Source organism: Acinetobacter sp. DMC2, from assembly GCF_056314305.1.
This window is the reverse complement of record NZ_JBQUYP010000004.1, coordinates 437,726-459,605: the sequence shown is the minus strand read 5'-3', so window position 1 is coordinate 459,605 and position 21,880 is coordinate 437,726. Positions and strand designations below refer to the sequence as shown.

Annotated in this window: 19 protein-coding genes; 12 read left to right on the top strand and 7 right to left on the bottom strand. The window is 38.9% G+C overall.

Annotated features, from left to right (window positions below; all coding sequences use genetic code 11):
- Window positions 1-475 precede the first annotated feature (475 nt).
- The 7 genes from ACT53H_RS11255 (at window position 476) to ACT53H_RS11225 (ending at window position 5,420) form a co-directional block, all read left to right on the top strand.
- Window positions 476-1,354, top strand: a complete 879-nt coding sequence (locus ACT53H_RS11255) for an MlaA family lipoprotein (RefSeq protein ID WP_004794490.1) — start codon at window positions 476-478, stop codon at window positions 1,352-1,354.
- A gap of 109 nt (window positions 1,355-1,463) precedes the next feature.
- The gene (gene gigA / locus ACT53H_RS11250) at window positions 1,464-2,432 is read left to right on the top strand and encodes an RsbU family protein phosphatase GigA (RefSeq protein ID WP_174759460.1); all 969 of its coding nucleotides are present in this window, start codon (window positions 1,464-1,466) and stop codon (window positions 2,430-2,432) included.
- A gap of 102 nt (window positions 2,433-2,534) precedes the next feature.
- The gene (gigB, locus tag ACT53H_RS11245; RefSeq protein WP_002117273.1) at window positions 2,535-3,056 is read left to right on the top strand and encodes an anti-anti-sigma factor GigB; all 522 of its coding nucleotides are present in this window, start codon (window positions 2,535-2,537) and stop codon (window positions 3,054-3,056) included.
- Window positions 3,057-3,082: 26 nt separating this feature from the next.
- On the top strand, window positions 3,083-3,907 hold the full coding sequence (locus ACT53H_RS11240) for a carbon-nitrogen hydrolase family protein (protein WP_476009247.1): 825 nt from the start codon (window positions 3,083-3,085) through the stop codon (window positions 3,905-3,907).
- A gap of 14 nt (window positions 3,908-3,921) precedes the next feature.
- Window positions 3,922-4,296, top strand: coding sequence for a DUF4951 domain-containing protein (locus tag ACT53H_RS11235; RefSeq protein WP_004794496.1), 375 nt, complete (start codon window positions 3,922-3,924; stop codon window positions 4,294-4,296).
- A 166-nt stretch (window positions 4,297-4,462) separates the two neighbouring features.
- Window positions 4,463-4,900, top strand: coding sequence for a MarR family winged helix-turn-helix transcriptional regulator (locus ACT53H_RS11230; protein ID WP_476009246.1), 438 nt, complete (start codon window positions 4,463-4,465; stop codon window positions 4,898-4,900).
- A gap of 88 nt (window positions 4,901-4,988) precedes the next feature.
- A complete protein-coding gene (locus ACT53H_RS11225) occupies window positions 4,989-5,420 on the top strand; it encodes an organic hydroperoxide resistance protein (protein WP_002117290.1) in 432 nt (143 codons plus the stop codon).
- A gap of 57 nt (window positions 5,421-5,477) precedes the next feature.
- Here the strand turns inward: ACT53H_RS11225 and gspE are convergent, their stop codons facing one another.
- A complete protein-coding gene (gspE, locus tag ACT53H_RS11220; protein WP_476009245.1) occupies window positions 5,478-6,968 on the bottom strand; it encodes a type II secretion system ATPase GspE in 1,491 nt (496 codons plus the stop codon).
- Between the two features lie 96 nt (window positions 6,969-7,064).
- On the opposite strand from gspE, the gene ACT53H_RS11215 reads away from it, so the two are divergent.
- Together ACT53H_RS11215 and ACT53H_RS11210 are read left to right on the top strand one after the other, a co-directional pair.
- Window positions 7,065-7,886 carry a hypothetical protein gene (locus ACT53H_RS11215; RefSeq protein ID WP_151822292.1) on the top strand — a complete coding sequence of 274 codons (822 nt, stop codon included), beginning with the start codon at window positions 7,065-7,067 and terminating at the stop codon, window positions 7,884-7,886.
- 9 nt (window positions 7,887-7,895) lie between these two features.
- Window positions 7,896-8,813 (top strand): mechanosensitive ion channel family protein, encoded by a 918-nt coding sequence (locus tag ACT53H_RS11210; RefSeq protein ID WP_174738969.1) that lies wholly within the window; start codon window positions 7,896-7,898, stop codon window positions 8,811-8,813.
- Here the strand turns inward: ACT53H_RS11210 and ACT53H_RS11205 are convergent.
- Entirely contained in the window at window positions 8,803-11,607 is a 2,805-nt protein-coding gene (locus ACT53H_RS11205; protein ID WP_476009244.1) for a DUF2339 domain-containing protein, read from the bottom strand. The two genes, ACT53H_RS11210 and ACT53H_RS11205, sit on opposite strands and share 11 nt — an antisense overlap.
- 154 nt (window positions 11,608-11,761) lie before the next feature.
- On the opposite strand from ACT53H_RS11205, the gene polA reads away from it, so the two are divergent.
- Complete coding sequence (gene polA, locus ACT53H_RS11200; RefSeq protein ID WP_476009243.1) at window positions 11,762-14,533, top strand: DNA polymerase I; 2,772 nt, start codon at window positions 11,762-11,764, stop codon at window positions 14,531-14,533.
- Window positions 14,534-14,585: 52 nt separating this feature from the next.
- Here the strand turns inward: polA and ACT53H_RS11195 are convergent, their stop codons facing one another.
- The 5 genes from ACT53H_RS11195 to ppx are packed head-to-tail and all read right to left on the bottom strand — an operon-like array spanning window position 14,586 to window position 19,685.
- The gene (locus tag ACT53H_RS11195) at window positions 14,586-15,155 is read right to left on the bottom strand and encodes a YggT family protein (RefSeq protein WP_004794512.1); all 570 of its coding nucleotides are present in this window, start codon (window positions 15,153-15,155) and stop codon (window positions 14,586-14,588) included.
- A 21-nt stretch (window positions 15,156-15,176) separates the two neighbouring features.
- Complete coding sequence (gene proC / locus ACT53H_RS11190; RefSeq protein ID WP_081399200.1) at window positions 15,177-16,013, bottom strand: pyrroline-5-carboxylate reductase; 837 nt, start codon at window positions 16,011-16,013, stop codon at window positions 15,177-15,179.
- Complete coding sequence (gene tilS / locus ACT53H_RS11185; RefSeq protein WP_151963953.1) at window positions 15,985-17,388, bottom strand: tRNA lysidine(34) synthetase TilS; 1,404 nt, start codon at window positions 17,386-17,388, stop codon at window positions 15,985-15,987. The genes proC and tilS overlap by 29 nt, the downstream gene beginning before the upstream one ends.
- The gene (locus ACT53H_RS11180) at window positions 17,325-18,146 is read right to left on the bottom strand and encodes an acetyl-CoA carboxylase carboxyltransferase subunit alpha (protein ID WP_004794519.1); all 822 of its coding nucleotides are present in this window, start codon (window positions 18,144-18,146) and stop codon (window positions 17,325-17,327) included. Before ACT53H_RS11180 ends, tilS begins: the two co-directional genes overlap by 64 nt.
- 18 nt (window positions 18,147-18,164) lie before the next feature.
- Window positions 18,165-19,685 (bottom strand): exopolyphosphatase, encoded by a 1,521-nt coding sequence (gene ppx / locus ACT53H_RS11175; RefSeq protein ID WP_004794521.1) that lies wholly within the window; start codon window positions 19,683-19,685, stop codon window positions 18,165-18,167.
- Between the two features lie 277 nt (window positions 19,686-19,962).
- Between ppx and trxA the strand changes: the two genes are divergently transcribed.
- Window positions 19,963-20,289 carry a thioredoxin gene (trxA, locus tag ACT53H_RS11170; protein WP_003655060.1) on the top strand — a complete coding sequence of 109 codons (327 nt, stop codon included), beginning with the start codon at window positions 19,963-19,965 and terminating at the stop codon, window positions 20,287-20,289.
- A 322-nt stretch (window positions 20,290-20,611) separates the two neighbouring features.
- The gene (gene rho, locus ACT53H_RS11165; RefSeq protein WP_004794523.1) at window positions 20,612-21,880 is read left to right on the top strand and encodes a transcription termination factor Rho; all 1,269 of its coding nucleotides are present in this window, start codon (window positions 20,612-20,614) and stop codon (window positions 21,878-21,880) included.

Here is a 21,880-nt window from a genome sequence, read left to right as displayed (position 1 = left end):
CAATCAATCAATGATAATATTTCGATTAATCAATCAGTAAAAATCCACACAAGTTGTTCTTCAATTCTCTTAATGATCTTCTTCCTGGTTCGTCACCAGCAAGCTAGGTCGGCTATATTACTCTTAATCTCTTAAAAGTCAACAGGTAATTTCGATATTTTTAAAACTTAGTCTCAAAACAAACTTCTCATCAAATTCATCACTTAAAGTAACCAACTTAATTCCAAGTAACTGTTTTTCAACAAGTTCTTATCTGCATCACCGCCGATGGATGTGCATTATAGACCATTAAAAACCTTTGGCAACCCCTTTTTTAATTTAATATCACTGCATGTTCGTTTTTTAGCCTTTTTAGCATTTTATCTATATTATTTGATCAATTTTACATTGATAATAGGTTATCAATTTTGTATTAAAACATATCTCCACCCAACTGCACATTAAGTATTAGCCTGGCTGGCGGTTAAGGAATTATATGAATTATTCTAATTTAATTTTACTAAGCGTGTTATCTGTAGGTGTTTGTACCTCTATATATGCTCAAGAAAACACGGTAAGTGAATCTGCTAATGCGAGTTCATTAGAAGAAACAGGGCCAAACCATCCCCGTTCACAAATTATTAAAGATTTAAAAAACATTAAAGTTAAAGATTTAAAAATTAATGCAAATGCAGCTCAACCAGATCTTGTCAAAGATCCTTTGCAATCATTGAACCGTCCAATTTATTCTTTTAATGATATGTTGGATCGTAATTTTTTACGCCCAGTTGCTGTTCAATATAGAGAAAAAACCCCAGAAGATGTACGTGGTTCTTATCGCCAGTTCCGTAAAAATCTTGGTGAACCATGGAATGCTGTCAATCAGCTTATTCAAGGCCGCCCTGGTCGTGCAGCAAAAACTTTAGGCCGATTTACGATTAACACTTTAACTACTCTTGGTTTGGCTGATCCAGCAAGTCGCTTAGGCTTACCAACTGAAGAAGAGAATTTTGGTGTAACTCTTGGCTACTATGGCGTTCCTTCCGGTCCATTCCTTATGTTGCCTTTTTTTGGTCCAAGCACCTTACGTGATGGTTTTGGTTTAGCAGTAGATGCCCAAGCTCGCCCACAAAAATACGTTATGGATGATCAAGAAGGTCTTTATTGGTCGAGTAATCTATTACAAGCCGTGGATACACGTGCTCAATATCTTGACTTAGATCAAACCTTACAAGGTGATCAATACGCTATGATTCGAGACTTATATCTCCAGCGTAAAGCATTCCAAATTGCAGAGAAGAAAGGTGACTCAGCTGACGTATCTTTCATTGATGATGACTCAGAAGATACACCAGATGAGAATCAAAACCCTTAACATGAAATAAAGGTGTTGCTTGGATTAAGAGTTCGGCAATACCTTGATTTTGATCATACATACTCTATGATGAATAAAGTGATCATATAAAAGGACTACCATATCTTCTATGTATTTTATTAAACCGACACGCTCTATTCCTTATTTAGAGCAAGCTTTGGATAAACTTCCAGGCTTACAAGTCATTAACATAGATGATTTAGATTTATATGATCCAACCATCATTGCAATTGCAGATGTACAAGATTTCCTGACTTATAAATGGAATTTGCCAACGGTTGTAATTGCTTTTGAACATGAAGGTACCGCTTTAGCACATGCATGGGAAGCAGGTGCTCTTGCAGGCTGGGTATGGAATCAGTTACCTAGTGATTTAAATAAAGCCCTATCAAAAATTGATGCTCAATATAAGCGTAACCAAGATAGTCGTGATTTACCTTCGGCAGCTGAACTGCAAAAACGTTTATTGCCGAATCCAATTGATTTATTAAATTATGAAGTCGAAACTTTCTTTCAGCCTTCCGCTTACCTTTCCGGTGATTGGTACGACTATTGGAAATTAAATGACAAAGAAGTTTTATTCTATCTTGCTGATGTTTCAGGTCATGGTGTAACCAGTAGTTTATTAACATCATGGATGGCAGCATTTCATGGTCGCTCTAAAACCCCAAGACAATTAATAAAAAAATTAAATGGGATGTTAGTTCAAGAGAATATCGAAAAGCACATTACGATTGTGGTGGGTATTTTAAACCTTGAAACACATACTCTTCGCTGGTCAAGTGCTGGGCACTACCCACCTCCTATCATTTTTGAGCCTAATCAGGCACCGAAGATTCTAACAACGAGCAGTTTCCCACTAGGTTTAACTGATGAACTTGAAGTTGAAGAGCATATTTGTACATTAAATCGCCATGCTCGCTTTATTGTTTGCTCGGATGGAGCCCTCGAACCTTTTGATGGCGGTTTAAACGATCAGTTCCAACAATTGGTCCATCATTTGCAAAATCAATCATTTCAAGCACCCGATCATGTGGCCGATGATATTGCCATCTTCAGTCTTTGTCGAATGAATTAATTTACGAATCAATTAATTACATAATATACGACTTAAGGACTCTTGAGTCTGAGATGGCACTATGTGATAATTTTTCTATCCTTCTCTGAAAATGGCATTTATATGTCAACAGGTCATGTTGAATATGCAAGTTTAAATGGAACGCATATTTTCAAACTTATTGGTGAAGTGCGAGCCCATTCTTGTATAAGTCTAGACAAACTTTTAAACAGAATTGAACAGCAAGAGAATGTTGTAGGTGCAATCGTTGATTTAACCCAAACAACATTTATTGATAGTACTGTATTAGGCATCCTAGCTAAGCTGGGTTTAAAGCTTAAACAGACTCATCATATTCAAGCTGTGATGCTATCTACCAATCCAGATATCACAACCTTAGCCAACAGTATGGGGCTAGGGCAGGTTTTTGTCATTTTGAATTATTGTGGTGATCCTAACGTTTGCACATTAACGTTAACAGATGAACAAATCACTCATAATGCAATGCTAAGAACTGTTCTGGATGCACATAAGACATTGATGAAACTCAATGCAAACAATCAGAATATGTTTGAGCCACTTGTTAAGCAGTTACAGAAAGAACAAGATACTCTCGAACAGGTATCGGACAAGCAAAATGCCTGATTTTCACCATTAAGCTGGATTAGAATATGACCCTCGTTTCTGTTGCTCAAATGAACTCTCAAGATGATATTGAAAATAATTTTCAAGTCATTGAGTCTTTGATTCAACAGAGCAAGGCACAAAATGCCAGTTTGATTGTTTTTCCTGAAAACTTTGTATGTTTTGCTGCTGGAAAACAACGTGAAACTGCTGAGCAATTTGAATCTATTCAACAAAGGCTTGAGAAACTCGCACATCAATATCAAATCTGGATTGTGGCTGGCACCTTACCTTGCCCATTCCGTCCAGATGGTTCCACTATTCAAGATGGTCGCGTCCGAACTGTTAGCCTCTGTATTAGTCCTGAGCGTACAGAAGCGCGTTATGACAAGATCCATTTATTTGATGTACAAGTTCGTGATGCTGTTGGTGGTTATCAGGAGTCTCGTTTCTTTGAACCAGGAACAGACGTAGTAGTCACATCTACCCCTTTTGGCAATATTGGCTTAATGGTATGTTATGACTTGCGTTTTCCAGAGCTTGCTCTAACGCTAAGACAACAAGGCGCTCATATTCTTACTGCCCCTGCTGCATTTACCTATACAACTGGACAAATGCACTGGCAACTTTTGTTACAAGCTCGGGCAATGGATAGCCAATGTTATGTTTTAGGTGCAGCACAACAGGGCTGGCATGGTGAAAAACGACAGACCTGGGGACACTCTGGGGCAACTGATAGTCGTGGCCAAATTTTAAGTATGGTTGGATATGAAGGAAATGGTTTAATTACTGTACCCTTTGATCTAACGGCGCAAGATCTCGTCCGCTCTTCAATGCCTCTAATGACACACCGTAAATTAATTCACTATTAAAAGTTTAATTATTCATGTGGAAATACTTATTTAGCTTTTTTTGCTTGGGGGCAAATATTCATTGTTATGCTGAGTTTGGGACAACGAATCATTTCGTTTCACCAACGGCACAGCTCAAATCAGATATTCTCCCCTCTACTCCTAAAGATATTCCTTTGCCTGCATTTGGCCAGAGAATAATTGGATGGGGAACGGGTGCAGAAGGCGCAAGACAACGTTTAGAAAATATTCAGCCAGCAGATGTTTCTATGATTAAAAAACAAGGAACAACGCTTGAAATGATTACTGCATGGCAAGATTTTTATGAACAAGAGCAACAACGCAATGCAAATAATCCTACCGCTAAATATCGTGCGCGTTTAATGAAAAAAATTGCAGATCTGTGGTAGACAATTTTATCTAAAATATTTTTATGTTATGGAATAATTGGATTAATTATTCCATTTTTTATGTCTCTTAATTTACTTTATTCATAACCTATTCTGATGAACATTTAAGAAACTGAATAGAACGCGATATACTACAAAAGCAATATGAGTTTCTTTTGAGGAATATATGGACCAAGACTGTCAAAACTTAAAGCTTGAGAATCAATTATGTTTCCTCATTTATTCAACAAATTTAGCGCTTAATCAACTCTACAGAAAACTTCTCGCGCCTTTGGGGCTTACCTACCCCCAATATTTAGTGATGTTAGTGTTATGGGAGCAAGATGAAGTGACTGTTTCAGAAATTGGAGCTAAACTTTTTTTAGAATCATCCACCCTCACTCCTATCTTGAAAAAGTTACAAGTCCTGCATTTGCTTCATCGTACCCGCTCAACTCAAGACGAGAGACAAGTGATTATTACACTTAGCGATGAAGGAAAAAAATTAAAAGATCAAGCATTGGATATTCCAGCAGGTGTACTAGAAGCAAGTTCATGTGATATGACAACACTATTAGGCCTGAAAGATCAACTTACCAAACTCCGTACAAACCTAGTCAAATAAACAGCAATTTTTTCAAAAAATATACTTGTCAAAATAATTAAGTCGTGTACGATATATTTGTATTCAATTTATTTTAGGAATAAAAACGATGTCATTAGAAAAAGTTGTTTATCGCGCAAAAGCTAAAGCAACCGGTGGTCGTGATGGCCGTGCAACTTCATCTGACGGTGTATTAGATGTACAACTTGGCGTACCTAAAGAAATGGGTGGCGCTGGTGGTGCCGTAACAAACCCTGAGCAATTATTTGCAGCTGGCTATTCAGCATGCTTTTTAGGAGCTTTAAAATTTGTTGCAAACCGCGATAAATTTAATATTAGCAAAGATGCTTATGTAGAAGGTGAAGTGGGTATTGGTCCAATTCCTACAGGTTTCAGCATCGAAGTAACTTTAAATGTTTACTTAGTGGGTATGGACCGTGAAGAAGCTGAAAAGTTAGTTGCAGCAGCTCATATTGTTTGCCCATATTCAAATGCAACTCGTAACAATATTGATGTAACTTTTAATATTGTGACTGAATAAGTTTCGATATAAAAAAATGCCCGAATCATATCGGGCATTTTTATTACGTGTTACAGATTAGACTTCGCTTGCCTCATTGGTTACTCGAAGCACTTCTTCAAGTGTCGTTTTACCTGCGAGTACTTTGCGCAGACCATCATCACGAATAGAACCCGAATACTGACGAGCATGATTTTCTAACTCATATTCAGCCGCATTGCCATGAATAAGGCGACGCATTGGCTCATCAACAGGTACGATTTCATAAATGGCTGTACGTCCATTAAATCCTAAATGTGAGCAATGATCACATCCTTTGGCTTCAGGTAACTGCAACAATGGTTCCTTATGAATATGTTGAAAAACCTGTTTTTCAAAAGTATCGGCTTCACGCCATGTCATACAATGTGGACATAAAGTACGAACCAAACGTTGAGCAATCACCCCAATTAAAGAGCTTGATAATAAGAAAGGCTCGATTCCCATATCTTTAAGTCGAGTAACCGCACCAATAGCGGTATTGGTATGTAGTGTCGATAAAACCAAGTGGCCTGTTAACGATGCTTGTACTGCAATTTCAGCCGTTTCCAAATCACGAATCTCACCTACCATCACTACATCTGGATCTTGACGCAACATTGCCTTTAAAGCACGAGCAAACGTCATATCCACTTTGGTATTCACTTGTGTTTGACCAATGCCTTCAAGTTGATATTCGATTGGATCTTCGGCAGTTAAGATATTGCGCGTATTATCATTTAGATCAGATAAGGCCGCATACAAAGTCGTTGTTTTCCCCGAACCTGTAGGCCCTGTAACCAAAATAATGCCATGAGGGCGATGTACTAACTGAGTTAAACGCTCATAGTCATTTGCCATCAGTCCTAAATGGATCATATTAAGTCGACCAGCTTGTTTGTCGAGCAAACGCATTACGACCCTTTCACCATGTGAAGATGGTAAAGTCGAAACACGAACATCTACCTCTCGGCCTGCAAGGCGTAAAGAAATACGCCCATCTTGTGGCACACGCTTTTCTGCAATATCGAGTTTTGCCATGACTTTAATACGTGAAACCAGCAACGGTGCCAACTCACGGCGCGGCTGTACAACTTCACGTAATTGACCGTCTACACGTAATCGTACAGATAATTTCTTTTCGAAAGCTTCAATGTGAATATCAGAAGCCCCTACTCGAATTGCCTCTGAAAGTAGTGCATTGATCAAACGAACAATAGGCGCGTCATCTTCCTGATCCATCAAATCTTCTGTCTCAGGAACCTGATCGGCCAAACTTAATAAATCAGGATGATCTTCTAAACCTGCTGCAACTTGTTGTGATTCCCCTGTATCGCCGGCATAGCTTGTACTTAAGAGAGTATTAAATTCTTGTTCAGTACATAATTGGAAGTGAGCTGGCTTACCTAGAATTCGTCTTGCTTCCTGCAATGCAATTTTTTCAGTGTTTTGACGTCTAATAATAAATACTTGATCACCGTCATAACGAAATAAAACACCATGACGCTTGGCAAAACTATATGGAACTTGTATTTGTTTCAATATTTGCATCACAATTTATAATGATGAGTAAGATGATTTTGAGTGTACTCTAAGCAGATTACAGCGTGAAGTCTGTTTAACAACTCGATAGAGGAATTTTACGTCTTGTTTGAAAATAATGAATATCAGCCTCGCCCCCAGAATTCTTTAAAATGGTGGGGTGAACAGCACTTTGAAATTAACCAGTCCAAAGCGTGGCAATTCGGTTCAATGCTCTTTCGTTTAACACGTGGCATAAAAGAATGGCGTATTGAATATTATCGCCCCTCTCTTCAAGACGATAATGAGCAAGATTGGCATCCAATTGCCGATCCGAATTTTGCCTTTCCGCATACTGTTCAAGTAGAACGCTACATGTTTCGGAAAACTAATCCAGAATTTTTACTTATGCCCCGTCTGGCAGACCGTTCTGTAGTCATTAAACCCGTTGATCCTATCTACATTCCAGCGGGACAACGTGGGACTCTATATATAAGTACACCACTATGGATTGCAGGTTTAGTTGAAAGTCAGCATGAGCCTTTGTTTGAGATTCCTGTGATTCAACCTAAAGATACATGGTTTGGTCCTAATGCCCAGCAAGGTGAAATTTGTTATGCCACTTCTGTAGATGGGCGTACCGATTTAAACCTGTTAACACCTCGAGCTTTTCGTGCGGTTACACCGATTGATTTTCACAACACCAGTAATCATCAATTACGCTTTGATCGTATGAATGTGCCAGTTACGGCCCTTCCTCTTTTTTATAGTGAAAGTACTGGTCGTTTATGGACTTCTCAAATTAAAGTTTATTATGAAGGTTCTGATCGTCCCGCACGTATTCGTATTGAAAACCGTACGCCTCCTCTTGCTGGTGAAGTGACCTATGTTCACCCACCACGTTCACCTGGTGGAGCATTATTCAATATGTTTGATTCATTCTTTTAAGAGGGTTATATGGCTGATTCAAATATTCCAAAAGATATCGCTGATAGCCTCAAAAGCATATTTACCAATATTAATACCGAACGTATTAGTGAAATTTTAGTTGCTGTTGTACTGTGTTTCATTGGCTTTGTTCTTGCTCGTATTATTTCGAATACGTTTATTAGAACCATTGGCGCACGTTTTAATGCTCATCAACGTCTGGTGTGGCGCCGTGGTATTTTTTATTTCATTTTTTTACTCTTCATTATGACGAGTTTAAAAGAAGCTGGTTTTAAACTGAGTGTGTTTCTTGGCGCGGCAGGGATTTTAACTGTAGCCCTCGGTTTTGCATCGCAAACATCTGCCAGTAACTTAATCAGTGGTTTATTTTTGATTGGTGAAGGTTCATTTGAAGTCGGTGATACGATCCAGATTACGCTCATTCGTGGAAATACAATTGAAGGTGAAGTGATCTCGATTGATTTACTTTCGGTTAAGCTTCTTACATTAGACAATGTCTATATTCGTTTGCCAAACGAACAACTCATTCGTGCTCCCGTGCACAACTTATCTAAATATCCTATACGACGTATTCCAATTACACTTGCAATTAACTTCCATGAAGACATCATTAAAGTCCGCGAGGTTCTACTGAATGTAGCAGCTCATTATCCTCTTGTTTTAGATGATCCTAAACCCGCTGTTACAGTTACTGCATTCAGAGAATCATCAATTGAGCTTTTATTTACAATGTGGTGTCGACAAGAGAACTCTTTAAAAGTTCGAGATGAGATGCAAGAACGAATCCGAAATGGATTTTTAGATAACCGAATCGAAATCCCTGTTCCTAAAATGGGTTTGATTGATCGACCATCTAGTGTTTTTGCTGAAGATGATATCGATCAATACAGTAATCAAAAAGAATTAAATCGAGAGCCTAAAGCTTAGGCTCTTCATTTTTCTGTACAGCGGATGATGGTGGTAATGGCGCAAGATAAGCAATAATCAACATTACCCCACCCGCGCCAATAAATGAAATGACTCGAGTTAAAGTGGCACTTTGCGATAGATCAAGCAAAATCAGTTTTAATACCACAATCCCTAAAAGCGCAGCACCTACAAACCATAATTGACGAATCATTTTTCGGCTTGAGAACGTGGTTAAAATGAATGCCAAAATAACCCAGAGCAATGTCAAACTTAACTGCACCAAGCCATTTTTCCAAATTTCAGCGCTCCAGAGTGGTGTCGCCCAGTAATGGTGCAAACCTCTGACCACCACACTACTGAATACCAACAACCCCACTAGAATTGTTGTAATTTTAAAAGTCCACTCCAGTGATTTATCTTGATCAAAAGCATGCTGATAAATAATAAAGAGTAGACCAGCAAATACTGAAATTGAAAGGAAGTCTGTTAAGTTAATCAAAGGAACAAAATAAAGATACTCAGCAGAATGCCGATCTACGCTCACTACTAGCAACCAAAGTAAGCTTAAACACCACACTGGAATTTGATGTAACAGTGTCGTTTTATGAGCCTTATACACCCAAAGGGAATAAACCACTGGAACAAAAGCCAGAGCAACAAGTGGCATTTGTGGAAATATTGCCAAACCAACCGTTGCTAATGCCAACCAGCTCAAACCAGACCAGACCTTTAAAGATCCAAACTGACCTGATTGCGGTTGAGCCATAATGAATAAAGCACTAAGAAGCGTTGCTGCGATAAGGAAAGTACCCTGCTGTAATATACTCGGCCATTTAAATATGCTGAATACTTGACTGGTAAAGGCCTCACCCAAAATTAACACCAATAACAGGCCAATTAAACTTAACTGTAAGCTCTGCCATTGGACCCTTAGTTTGTAGTGAACCACTACACTAAATATTGATAATAATAGTATCGCAATCATCAAATATGGACTTAAGCCGTGATGTTGCCATGTCAAAATTTCTATACCAGCAATAGCGCCTGCATACATCCCTAGACACAAGAAAATACCGCTAAACATGCTAGCGCTAAAATACTGTTGCTCTTTACTGTTGTATTGCAATAAATAATAGGCCGAAATGAATTGGGCAATTGCATAAATGCTTGTGCTTAGCGTCGGGAACTCTGCATTCGCCCAAAATTGATAAAACAATGCAACCGAACTGAGTAAAACTAAAATTACACCAATATATCGGCTCAAACGGTAGCGCTCAGTTACTCCCCATACAATGAGGGCCGTACCTTGAGCAACCCAACCAATCGCAGTCCAATGTGCCCCTTTCGCGAGTGGAAAGATTAAAGCGAAAAATGCAACGGCAAGGATGAAAAAGCTTTTAGCAAGAACTGAAAGTTGAGGATGGGTCTTTTTGATCCAGAAAGTTAATACCGCATAAGTACCAGCCAAAACAGCAGCACCAATCGTCAACGCTTGAGTAGACTCATGAACTAAATAGGCATGTAGCGTAAAGCCTAGTACAGGCACACTAAAAATAAGGCCAACATCTAAGAGCGGAGGTAAACGAATGCCTTCTTGTTGTTCACGTGCTGAAACTCGAGATATATTTTGGCTATAACGGACACTAAGCCAAATAAACAGAGCTATATGTAACCATAAAATCCAGTCTAATGTGTCAAATTTTGCTGGTTCTGCATAAAAACCTATCGCGCTACCACCAATAAACATTGTGGCAAAGAAAGCAATCTGATTTAAGATTTTCCATGGTTGAATAAAATTAACCGCAGCAACTGCTAAGTTAATTACCAAATAGTAGCTAAATAGGAAGACTACATCTGGACGATATTGTGGAATAACTAAAGGGGCTGTATAGGCCATGCCGAGTGCTAAAATTGCCAAATAAATAGCTTGTTGTTTTAAACTTAGGAATACCGTAATAGCCAATAAGATCGTAAACAGAATACTGGCTGTAGTTAGATTGGCAATTACACCAAAATGATGTGAGAACACGAGTGTTAGGAATACAACAGCTAGTCCTACACCCTGCAATGCCACAGCAAAAAGTTGATTTTTCTTTTGCAAGCTATATCCAAATGCCGTTAATACACCTCCAGCAATTGCAATAAAACCAAGTTTTACACCTAAACTAAGTTGCCAGTGCTCGCTTGCGAAACGCAATAACAACACCACCCCAACCATCAACACAGCGACAGCAACTCTTAAAATTGGATTGCCATGAACCATCCAGTCGACTGCTGGTTGCCACCATGTACTCTGTATCTGAGTTGGTTGTTCTGTGTGATTTAAAATTGCCGTTTCAACAGGAATTAACGTGTCTGTACTATTGGAATCAACTTGCACTACCGCTGGAGTTATAATTTCTGTTTGTAGAGTTTCATTTACATGAACAGTTGGTTTTGCCGACTCGAGGTATAACAGTCGAGTATGAAACGCACTAATTGTTTGGACTAAACATAACAATAAAACCAGTAATGCCCCACCAGCAATCCACATCCAGTGATTCATATAAGCAACTAATGCAACCAAGGCGGCCGCATAAATTACTATTGTTTGCATATGAATAGAATAAAGTGGTTTTTTCTGCTGAGAAAACTGTTGTTCTAAATGAATCAGACGCTGATGCAGATTTGATAATAGCTGAACCAGTACGACAGTAAGTGCAATAGATAAAGCAGCAACAGCACTCTGGAATTTAAAACCAATTGAAATGGCTAAAAACAAAGTCAAAGCGATCAAAACAATGATCATTCCCTGTTTGTCTTTTTTATACATGGGCTTAGCAATATGACACCTTCATTACATGTCATCTTACTTCAAGCCAATACAAGCGTATATTTATACATACAAAATACTGCAAAAATCATAATCCTGCATTCATAGCCGTTTTCACGTAAAATACCTGTAATTCAAATTAAGGAATTGTTCAATGCCACCATTTGTCTTGGTTGATGGGTCCTATTTTTTATTTCGTGCATATCATGCATTACCACCATTGACGACCTCTACAGGGTTACATACCAATGCAATACGTGGAGCAATTTCTGCGATTCAAAAACTTATGCGTCGTATGCAACCGACGCATATGGCCGTAATTTTTGATACGCCTGAGCCAACTTTCCGTCATAAGCTTTCACCTATTTATAAAGGTGATCGCCCAACCATGCCTGAAGAGTTATCTCAACAGATTCCATATTTACATGCATTAATTAAAGCCCAAGGCATTCCTTTATATAGTCTTCCAGGCGCTGAGGCAGATGACATTATCGGTACACTTGCTAAACGTGCCGTGCTTGAAGGGCATCATGTACTTATCTCAACTGGAGATAAAGACATGGCTCAGCTCGTCAATGATCATGTCAAACTTGAAGATAGCTTTAAAGATCGTGTAATGGACACCGACGGTGTATTTGAAAAATTTGGCGTTTGGCCAAATCAGATTATCGACTATTTAACGCTAATGGGTGATGCGTCTGATGGCATCATGGGTGTTCCCGGCGTAGGTGCAAAAACAGCAGCTAAGTTACTGACTGAATATGGCACTTTAGAGAATATTATTGCCAATGCAGATCAACTTAAAGGTAAGATTAGCCAAAATATTAAAGATAATTTAGACAATATTAAGCTTGATCACCAGTTAGCTAGCATTGTCTGTGATCTTCCTTTAGAACTCGACTGGCATGAATTAAAGCTTACCGATCCAAATGTTGATGCTTTACGCAACCTCTATACTGAGCTTGAGTTTAGAAATCAGTTACAGTCGCTTGATCATCCGAATAATCCGAACAGCTCTACTTATAAACAACAAGTTTCACAAGTAGTCGTTCAAGATGAAATTAAACCAGCTGACGCTATAGAAACCGAAGATCAGGCAAGTTTAACCAGTCAAGATGACCAACTTGGGACTGCAAATTATCATACTGTTTTAACTCAAGAAGCATGGGATCAACTCTTGCAACGCATGCAAAATGCTGATCATTTTGCCATTGATACAGAAACTACAAGCCTTGATTACCGTATTGCCGAGATGGTTGGTTTTTCAATCGCTTTTGATGCGCAAGATGCTTACTATGTGCCTTTAGCGCATAATTATGAAAATGCACCGCAGCAACTGGACCGTGAACAAATTCTGGCTCTAATTAAGCCTGTATTAGAAAATGAAGCGGTTAAAAAAATCGGTCATCATCTTAAATATGATGCCCATATCTTTGCTAATCACGGTATAGACCTTAAAGGCTGGTATTTCGATAGCATGCTGGCATCTTATGTACTAAATGCAGCAGCAACTCGTCACGGCATGGACGATGTTGCTCGTGTCTACTTAAGTCACTTAACCACCACTTTTGAACAAATTGCTGGTAAAGGTGCTAAACAAAAGACTTTTAATCAAATTGAGATTGAAGTTGCTGCCCACTATGCAGCAGAAGATGCACATGTGACCTATCGCTTGTATGAAGTACTTTCAAACAAACTTAAGCCATTTCCTGAGTTAGAAAATATTTTATATAACATCGAAATGCCAGTTGCCCGAATTTTATCAGGCATGGAAGAAGATGGTATTCGTTTAGATCATGCTTTTTTAGATAAATTAAGTGTTGAATTTGCAAAAACCATGGAAGGCCTTGAAAATCAGGCTATGGAAATTGCAGATGAAACTTTTAATATCGCTTCACCCAAGCAAGTAGGCGAAATCTTATTTGATAAATTAGGAATCAAAGGCGGTAAAAAAACTGCAACTGGACAATACAGCACCAGTGAAAGTGTTTTAGAAAAAATTGAACATCCTTTAGCGGAAATTATTCTAGAACATCGTGGTTTGGCAAAATTAAAAAGTACATATACTGACCGCCTGGTTGAGCAATCTCATAACGATACGCATCGTGTACATACGAGTTATCATCAAGCACTTACAGCGACAGGCCGTCTCTCCTCTTCTGATCCTAACTTACAAAATATTCCAATTCGTAGACAAATTGGCCGTCAGATTCGTAAAGCATTCATTGCACCGGAAGGCCGAGTTTTACTAGCAGCCGATTACTCGCAAATTGAACTACGTTTAATGGCACATTTTTCTCAAGATGACGCTTTAGTACATGCGTTCCAACACGGACAAGACGTTCACCGCCGTACTGCGGCTGAAGTATTGGGTATTGCAATTGAAGATGTAACCAATGACCAACGTCGTCAAGCTAAGGCAGTAAACTTTGGTCTACTGTATGGTATGTCTGAGTTTGGTTTGATTCGTCAGTTAGGTTTCACACGTCAAGAATCGCAAAATTATATTAAGCAATATTTCCAACGCTACCCTGGCATCTATGAATATATGCAACGCACGCGTCAAGTTGCATCAGAGCAAGGCTTTGTTGAAACTATTTTAGGCCGTCGTCTTTATACACCAGATATTGATGCACGAAATGTGATGGTGCGTAAGGCTGCCGAACGTGCTGCAATCAATGCACCTTTACAAGGTAGTGCAGCTGATATTATTAAAATTGCGATGATTGAAGTCGATAAAATCTTGCCAAAAGATCAAGCCAAATTACTACTTCAAGTACACGATGAATTAGTTTTTGAAGCCGATCAAAAGATTGCTGAAAAACTTTCCAAACAAATCGCAAAAGTCATGGAAACTGTTGTAGAAATTTCCGTGCCTTTAGTGGTTGAAGTAGGACAAGGACAAAACTGGGATGACGCCCATTAATTAATAGAAATAAAAAAGGGCTGTGAAATACAGCCCTTTTTTTTGAGTTAGCTTAAAGACCAGTTAAGAGAACTTTAGCAACTTCATTCATTAAAATTTCGGCAATATAGAGCGCCAAAAAAGCCAAAATTGGTGATAAGTCAATCATTCCCATATTAGGCAATAAACGACGGAATGGCGCGAGCAATGGTTCAGCCAAATCTTGAATCACCTCAATATAAGGTGAACGCGATTGAGTGAACATAACCACCCAACTCAAAATGATTGTTGCAAAAATTAAATAACGGCAGAAACGGATCAAGTCCTGAATCATAGTCACAAATGTCAGAATCACTAAATGAATCGGACTATTTGGCATAGAACCAGAAAGATACATCACACCGAAAATTTTCAGTAAATACAAAATAATTAAAAGAGCTAGCGCAGCTAAATTAAATCGGCCTTTTGCGACCGTCGGAAAAATTCGGCCAAAAATATCAACAATTTTAGTCGCCTTTACAGTCGATAAAACCACAGGATTATAAGGACTTACTGCCGCCAATTGCATTAAAAAACGGAAAAAGACCAATAAAATCGCGACATTAATTAAAATTCCAAAAATTAGCGCAGAATTTGCACCCATAGTTGTCTTATCCTATTTAAGCTATTTCGCACTGTCACTCAATTCTTGAGCCAATTCTTGGCTACGCTTCTGTGCAGCAGCCAATGCAGATTGAATATTTTGGGAGATTTGTGCACGGTCAAAAACTTCAAGTGCGGCTTGTGTGGTACCATTTGGCGATGTCACATTCTTACGAAGTTCAGATGGAGTGTTTGAACTGGTAATTGCCATTTGAGCTGCACCTAACGCCGTTTGAAGAGTTAACGCAGTTGCAACTTTTTCATCCAGTCCTAAATTCTTACCTGCACGGATCATACTTTCCATCAGATAGAAGAAATATGCAGGACCTGAACCAGAAACTGCTGTTACCGCATCAATTTGAGCTTCGGAGTTTACCCAAATTGTTAAGCCTGTGGCCGCTAAAATCTGACTTGTTAATTCACGATCCGAAGTACCTACTACATCATTTGCATAGATACCGTGCGCGCCAGTTTGAACTAGAGCTGGGGTATTCGGCATAACGCGAACAATTCGATTGCTATCAATTAAGTTTGATATCGTTTGAATTTCAGCACCAGCAATAATTGAAATGACTAATTTATCTGATAACAGACCTTTCAACGGACGTAAAACAGTCGCCAAAACTTGCGGCTTTACCGCTAGAACGACAACATCAGCATTTTGAATCGCAGCCACGTTATCTTGTGTTACATGGACTTCTTTTTCTTGTAATAATTGACGGATCTGCTCAACAGGATCTGAAACGGTAATACGTGTCGGTGGTAAACCTCTTGAAATGAGCCCGCCAATTAACGCTTGGGCCATATTACCGCCACCAATAAAACAGATATTACAATTTACTGCACTTGCCATAACCATATTCGCCATTTACCAGATTACAAGAATGAGAAATTAAATCTGGTTGCCATCCTCCTTGCTCACAATACGGAGACTGAGCCAACCAAAATCCTTTCGGTGTAAAAACCCCAAGCATAACATTATCTATGACTAATATTTGAATTGTATGACGAAGCCAAGGCAAAATATGTGCTTCTTGAATTGCTTTTTTTAATGGCCATTGTCCAACACGACCATATAAGTGGACTTTTTCTCCACCTTGGCGTCGAATTATTGTCAATTTTTTATTTAATAAAGATGGAGCCAAACCGATATTTTTTTGTGTAATCTGAAAATGCCCTGAAGCGTAATGCACTATTTCCCCCATTTGGAAATGATGCTCCCACTCTACTTCAACCGGGTTTAATTTTTCAGCAAGAAAAACTTGCTTACTCAATCTATAAAGATGGTGTTGATAACGGACATAGTAAAACTGATTCCAGTGTAATGCTGCCTGTGCATCAGACTTTGAGTCAATCACTTCATTTTTTAAACGCTCAACCATTTCAAATGCAGGTCGATATTGCCCATCACCTTTCATCCAAACTGAAAGTAATTGACGTTGACGGGCAACTGATAAGTCTAAAAGTTTAGTTAAGTCTAGACACTCAGCAGTACCACAATGTTTTAAATCAGCTTTCAAAACTTCTTCTAAAATTTCAGAAGCATCTTGCATGAGATAACTGGTTCGGCTCAGTGCTTGCTGCATTTTAGGAAATCTGTTTTGTAAAAATGGCCAAAGTTCCTCACGCGACCACGCCCGATCATAATGAATATCGTAATTTGTCGGGTCATTTACATACGCAATTTCAAGTTGAGTAGCCCAATCAGCAATTTGCTCACGAGATAAGTCTAAAAAAGGACGCCAAATCGTCATGTCTACACGGTAATCCACAGATTGCATTGCGGCTAATCCATCAACACCTGCACCCGATAATAAACGTAGTATTACCGTTTCAGCCTGATCTTGCTGATGATGAGCAAGTACTAAAGTTTCATTCGCTTGCAAATGCTGTAGATAAGCTTGATAACGTGCCTGACGTGCTTGAGCTTCCAAATTACCATCGGTAACCTGAACTTTTTGAATAATAAAAGGAATATCTAAACGAGCAGCTTGTTCAGCGACTAGTTTCCCCCACTCTGCACTTTGTGATTGCAGTTGATGGTCGATATAAATTACTCGGATCTTTTGAGGGAAAATTTGAGACATTAAATGTAGTAGTAGCATAGAATCCATGCCACCACTACATCCAATAAGAAAAGAACTATTTTCTGAAAATAGTTGAGCCTGCTTTAAGACATTATGCCTAAATTTGCGCTGCCAAACTTCATTAAACGTTGATAACGTTCTTCGCATCGTTCATTTGCATCCATTGGTAGCAACTCATCCAAAGCTTGCTTCAAAACTACTTTTAGGTTTTGCATGACTTGCTCAGGGTCTAAATGCGCTCCTTCGCCTTCATCTACTACATATTCAACAATACCTAGAGATTGTAATTTGTCTGCTGTCAAACCTAAAGCTTCGCTTGCTTGAGCCGCTTTTTCAGCAGTTTTCCACAAAATAGATGCACAACCTTCTGGTGAAATCACAGAATAGATACTGTGTGACAACATAATGACTCTGTCAGCAACACCAATACCTAAAGCACCACCAGAACCACCTTCACCTAGTACTGTTGCAACAACAGGAACTTTCAAGCTTGAAAGTTGAGCAAGGCTAGTAGCAATTGCTTCAGCTTGTCCACGCTCTTCAGCACCAACACCTGGGTAAGCACCCATCGTATCAATAAAAGTGAAGACCGGAAGATTAAAACGCTCAGCCATATCTAATAGGCGTTGAGATTTACGGTAACCCTCAGGGTTAGCCATACCGAAGTTATGCTTTAATTTTTCACGGGTACTACGACCACGGTGTTGTCCAATGACCATCACAGGTTGACCGTCAAAACGAGCAAGACCACCTACCATCGCACCATCGTCACCAAACAAACGATCACCATGCAAGGCGTCAAACTCTGTAAAGATTTCACCGACATAATCTAGAAACTGCGGACGTTCAGGATGACGTGCAATTTGAACCGTTGTCCAAGCTTTGGACTGAGTAGATTTTTTCATAGGTCGAATATTATCCCTTTAATCGATAAATTTTTCCGACTGAATATTCAATTCAATGTCCCAATGCTTAAACTGCTCTTGCTCATCGTGCAAGTCGGCAACTAACAATGGCCATTGTTTGGCATCACCAGAAACACTAAGCTGCCATTGTTGATCATTTATGATGGTCAGTTCAATGGCAGGAAGCATCTGATCACTTCGACTATGGTTGAGTAAAACTGCTAGGCGAAGTAATAAACTTAAGTAAAGTAATTTATGACCACCAGCCTTCAAAATTTCGTTTTTTACATCATTTCGCAATTTACGACGATGGTGAGCCACTAAATGTGAAAGATGATTTTGGTCGATTTGCGAGAAACCTGGAATATCTGAGTGCTGTAATAAATAAGCACCGTGGCGATGATAACCACCATGACTAATTGCTAAACCAATTTCATGCAAATAAGCAGCTCGACGCAGTAAGTCACTGTCTTCACTCGTTAAATTAAGAGATTTCGCAACACCATCAAATAATTGTTGTGCTGTGTTTACAACTCTTTCTGCTTGCTTCGGATCGGCGTTATAACGCCCCATTAAGGCCTGTACACTACGATCACGGATATCTTCATGTTTAAATCGACCTAACAGGTCATACATCACACCTTCGCGTAATGCACCATCAGAATATGCCAAACGATCAATTTCTAAAACTTCAAAAACTGCGTACAAAATTGCCAATCCGGCTGGCAAAACTGCTCGTCGATCTTCTCTTAGTCCTTCAAAATCAATTTCAGAAACATTTTTAAACTTAAGTAATTTATCTTTAAGTTTATAGAGGCCTTCTCGAGTGACATTCTCTTGTTCATCACTTAAGCCCATATTGACCATAATTTGGCGACAGGCCTTAATCGTTCCACTCGAACCAACGACTGTATCCCACCCTTCCATTTTATAAGTCGTTGCAATAGCAGAAAGTTCTTTACGAGCAGCAACTACAGCCTTATCAAATGCTTTTTGTGTGATTTCGCCATCAGAAAAATAGGCCGTTGTATAAGCCACACAACCCATTTGTAATGACTCAGTGTAAATAGGTTCAAACTCTTCACCGATAATGAATTCGGTAGAACCACCACCAATATCAACAACTAAGCGACGCCCACCATTGGCCATGGTATGTGATACACCTAAATAGATCAGGCGAGCTTCTTCTCGTCCTGCAATAATTTCAATAGGTTTAGGTAAAATTTCTGCAGCTTTTTGAATAAATTCATGACCATTTTTTGCCTGACGCAAGGCATTCGTAGCCACGATTCGTAAACGATTAGGTTGAACAGAGCTCAATCTTCCAACAAAACGTGCTAAACATGCTAAACCACGCTGCTGCGCGGCTTCCGTTAAATTTTTATTTTCATCTAAACCAGCTGCAAGCTGTACTTTTTCTGACATCGAAGCAACTTTTTTAACTTCGCCATGATCTACCCGTGCAATTGCAAGGTGAAAGCTGTTCGACCCCATATCTATGGCGGCAAGTAATTCTTCATCAATCAGAAAGTCAGACATTATTGAACTAAACCCATAACAATTCACGCCTAGAGTAATTCACAAGAATGCAATTGAAAAGCCATTTTCATCAACAATTAATAGCCATCGATATTTTTCTAATTGTTAAACGATTGTACAAGCCGATGATGAATATCGTGAGCATCCATTAGACAAATTTAGTTAAGCCTTGAATAATAGCATCAAACCCTTACATTGAACTAAGTAGCTATGTAATACTGATAGAGATAATTTCTCCTGTAGTAATAGCACTTTTTCTAAAAATTGGAGCCGTACCATGTCTGCGACTATTGTAAATACAACTGATGATAACTTCCAAGCAGATGTTCTAGACGCTGAAACACCTGTACTTGTTGACTTCTGGGCAGGTTGGTGTGCACCTTGTAAAGCAATTGCACCTGTTCTTGAAGACCTATCAAGTGAATATGCTGGTAAAGTAAAAATTGTTAAAGTTGATGTAACTTCTTGCGAAGATATTGCGGTGAAATACAATATCCGTAATATTCCTGCTTTATTACTTTTCAAAAATGGTGAAGTTGTAGCTCAACAAATTGGTGCTGTACCTCGCTCTAAACTTGTTAGCTTTATTGATGAAAATGTTTAAGTCAAAATGCTAAGAATGAAAATACGCTATACTTTTTTATAGCGTATTTTTTTCGGCTATAAATTGACAAATTAACTAAGCTGGCTTATATTACATGCTCAAGAGGCACTGAAGGGAATCATCTTCGTCCGGCTTCTTACAAGACACAAACATAAAGATCGCCACTCGGCAACAGAAATTGTTTTTTCACATTTTTCTTCGAAACAATCAATCAGACTTCTGAATTGTTATTGTGTAAATACAATTGCGATAATCTTTTTTGTATGCGAGCGATTTTTCTTCTTTTTAAACCACACTCTACTCTTTCCTAATTCTGACCCTTATGAATTTAACTGAACTCAAGAAAAAACCAATTGGTGAATTAATTAAAATTGCTGAATTTATGGGCCTGGAAGGTATGGCTCGTAACCGAAAGCAAGATATTATCTTTGCCATTTTGAAACGCCATGCAATGAATGGCGAAGAAATTTTTGGTGATGGCGTTCTTGAAATTCTCTCTGATGGTTTTGGTTTTTTGCGCTCTGCGGCAGGTTCGTATTTAGCAGGTCCGGATGATATTTATGTGAGTCCTTCACAAATCCGACGCTTTAACTTGCGTACAGGTGATACCATCACAGGTACTATTCGCCCTCCAAAAGAAGGTGAGCGTTATTTTGCGTTGCTCAAAGTTAACCAGATTAACTATGACACGCCAGAAAATTCTCGAAATAAAATTTTATTTGAAAACTTAACACCCCTTTTCCCAACTGAACAATTGGTTATGGAACTCGGTAATGGTACGACAGAAGACTTAACTGCTCGTGTTGTTGACTTAGTTGCGCCAATTGGTAAAGGACAACGTTCTATTATTGTTGCACCGCCAAAAGCGGGTAAAACAATGTTACTTCAAAATATTGCTCAATCTATTGTTAGAAACAATCCTGAAGTATTCCTGATTGTTCTATTAATTGACGAGCGTCCAGAAGAAGTAACTGAAATGGAACGTACTGTTCGCGGTGAAGTCATTGCTTCAACATTCGATGAAGCTCCTGCTCGCCACGTACAAGTTGCAGAAATGGTAATTGAAAAAGCAAAACGTCTTGTTGAACATAAAAAAGACGTTGTGATTCTTCTTGACTCTATTACCCGTCTTGCACGTGCCTACAACACCGTTATCCCATCATCAGGTAAAGTATTAACTGGTGGTGTAGATGCTCATGCATTAGAGCGCCCTAAACGTTTCTTCGGTGCTGCACGTAATATTGAAGAAGGCGGATCTCTTACGATCATTTCAACTGCTTTGATTGAAACAGGCAGTAAAATGGATGACGTAATTTATGAGGAATTCAAAGGTACAGGTAACCAAGAGATTACACTTGATCGCCGTATTGCTGAAAAACGCGTCTTCCCTGCCATGAATATTAAGAAATCTGGCACTCGTCGTGAAGAGCGTTTAATGGATGATGATAACTTACGTAAAGTATGGATCCTCCGTAAACTTCTACATCCTATGGATGAGCTGGCTGCAATGGAATTCTTACTCGATCGTATGAAAGAAACCAAAACAAATGATGATTTCTTCGATCAGATGAAGCGTAAAGCTTCAACTTAA

Coding starts and splice junctions, on each gene's coding strand:
- ACT53H_RS11255 (WP_004794490.1), top strand. CDS start 476: ATGAATTATTCTAATTTAATTTTACTAAGCGTGTTATCTGTAGGTGTT.
- gigA (WP_174759460.1), top strand. CDS start 1,464: ATGTATTTTATTAAACCGACACGCTCTATTCCTTATTTAGAGCAAGCT.
- gigB (WP_002117273.1), top strand. CDS start 2,535: ATGTCAACAGGTCATGTTGAATATGCAAGTTTAAATGGAACGCATATT.
- ACT53H_RS11240 (WP_476009247.1), top strand. CDS start 3,083: ATGACCCTCGTTTCTGTTGCTCAAATGAACTCTCAAGATGATATTGAA.
- ACT53H_RS11235 (WP_004794496.1), top strand. CDS start 3,922: ATGTGGAAATACTTATTTAGCTTTTTTTGCTTGGGGGCAAATATTCAT.
- ACT53H_RS11230 (WP_476009246.1), top strand. CDS start 4,463: ATGGACCAAGACTGTCAAAACTTAAAGCTTGAGAATCAATTATGTTTC.
- ACT53H_RS11225 (WP_002117290.1), top strand. CDS start 4,989: ATGTCATTAGAAAAAGTTGTTTATCGCGCAAAAGCTAAAGCAACCGGT.
- gspE (WP_476009245.1), bottom strand. CDS start 6,968: ATGCAAATATTGAAACAAATACAAGTTCCATATAGTTTTGCCAAGCGT.
- ACT53H_RS11210 (WP_174738969.1), top strand. CDS start 7,896: ATGGCTGATTCAAATATTCCAAAAGATATCGCTGATAGCCTCAAAAGC.
- ACT53H_RS11205 (WP_476009244.1), bottom strand. CDS start 11,607: ATGTATAAAAAAGACAAACAGGGAATGATCATTGTTTTGATCGCTTTG.
- polA (WP_476009243.1), top strand. CDS start 11,762: ATGCCACCATTTGTCTTGGTTGATGGGTCCTATTTTTTATTTCGTGCA.
- ACT53H_RS11195 (WP_004794512.1), bottom strand. CDS start 15,155: ATGGGTGCAAATTCTGCGCTAATTTTTGGAATTTTAATTAATGTCGCG.
- proC (WP_081399200.1), bottom strand. CDS start 16,013: ATGGTTATGGCAAGTGCAGTAAATTGTAATATCTGTTTTATTGGTGGC.
- tilS (WP_151963953.1), bottom strand. CDS start 17,388: ATGCGAAGAACGTTATCAACGTTTAATGAAGTTTGGCAGCGCAAATTT.
- ACT53H_RS11180 (WP_004794519.1), bottom strand. CDS start 18,146: ATGAAAAAATCTACTCAGTCCAAAGCTTGGACAACGGTTCAAATTGCA.
- ppx (WP_004794521.1), bottom strand. CDS start 19,685: ATGTCTGACTTTCTGATTGATGAAGAATTACTTGCCGCCATAGATATG.
- trxA (WP_003655060.1), top strand. CDS start 19,963: ATGTCTGCGACTATTGTAAATACAACTGATGATAACTTCCAAGCAGAT.
- rho (WP_004794523.1), top strand. CDS start 20,612: ATGAATTTAACTGAACTCAAGAAAAAACCAATTGGTGAATTAATTAAA.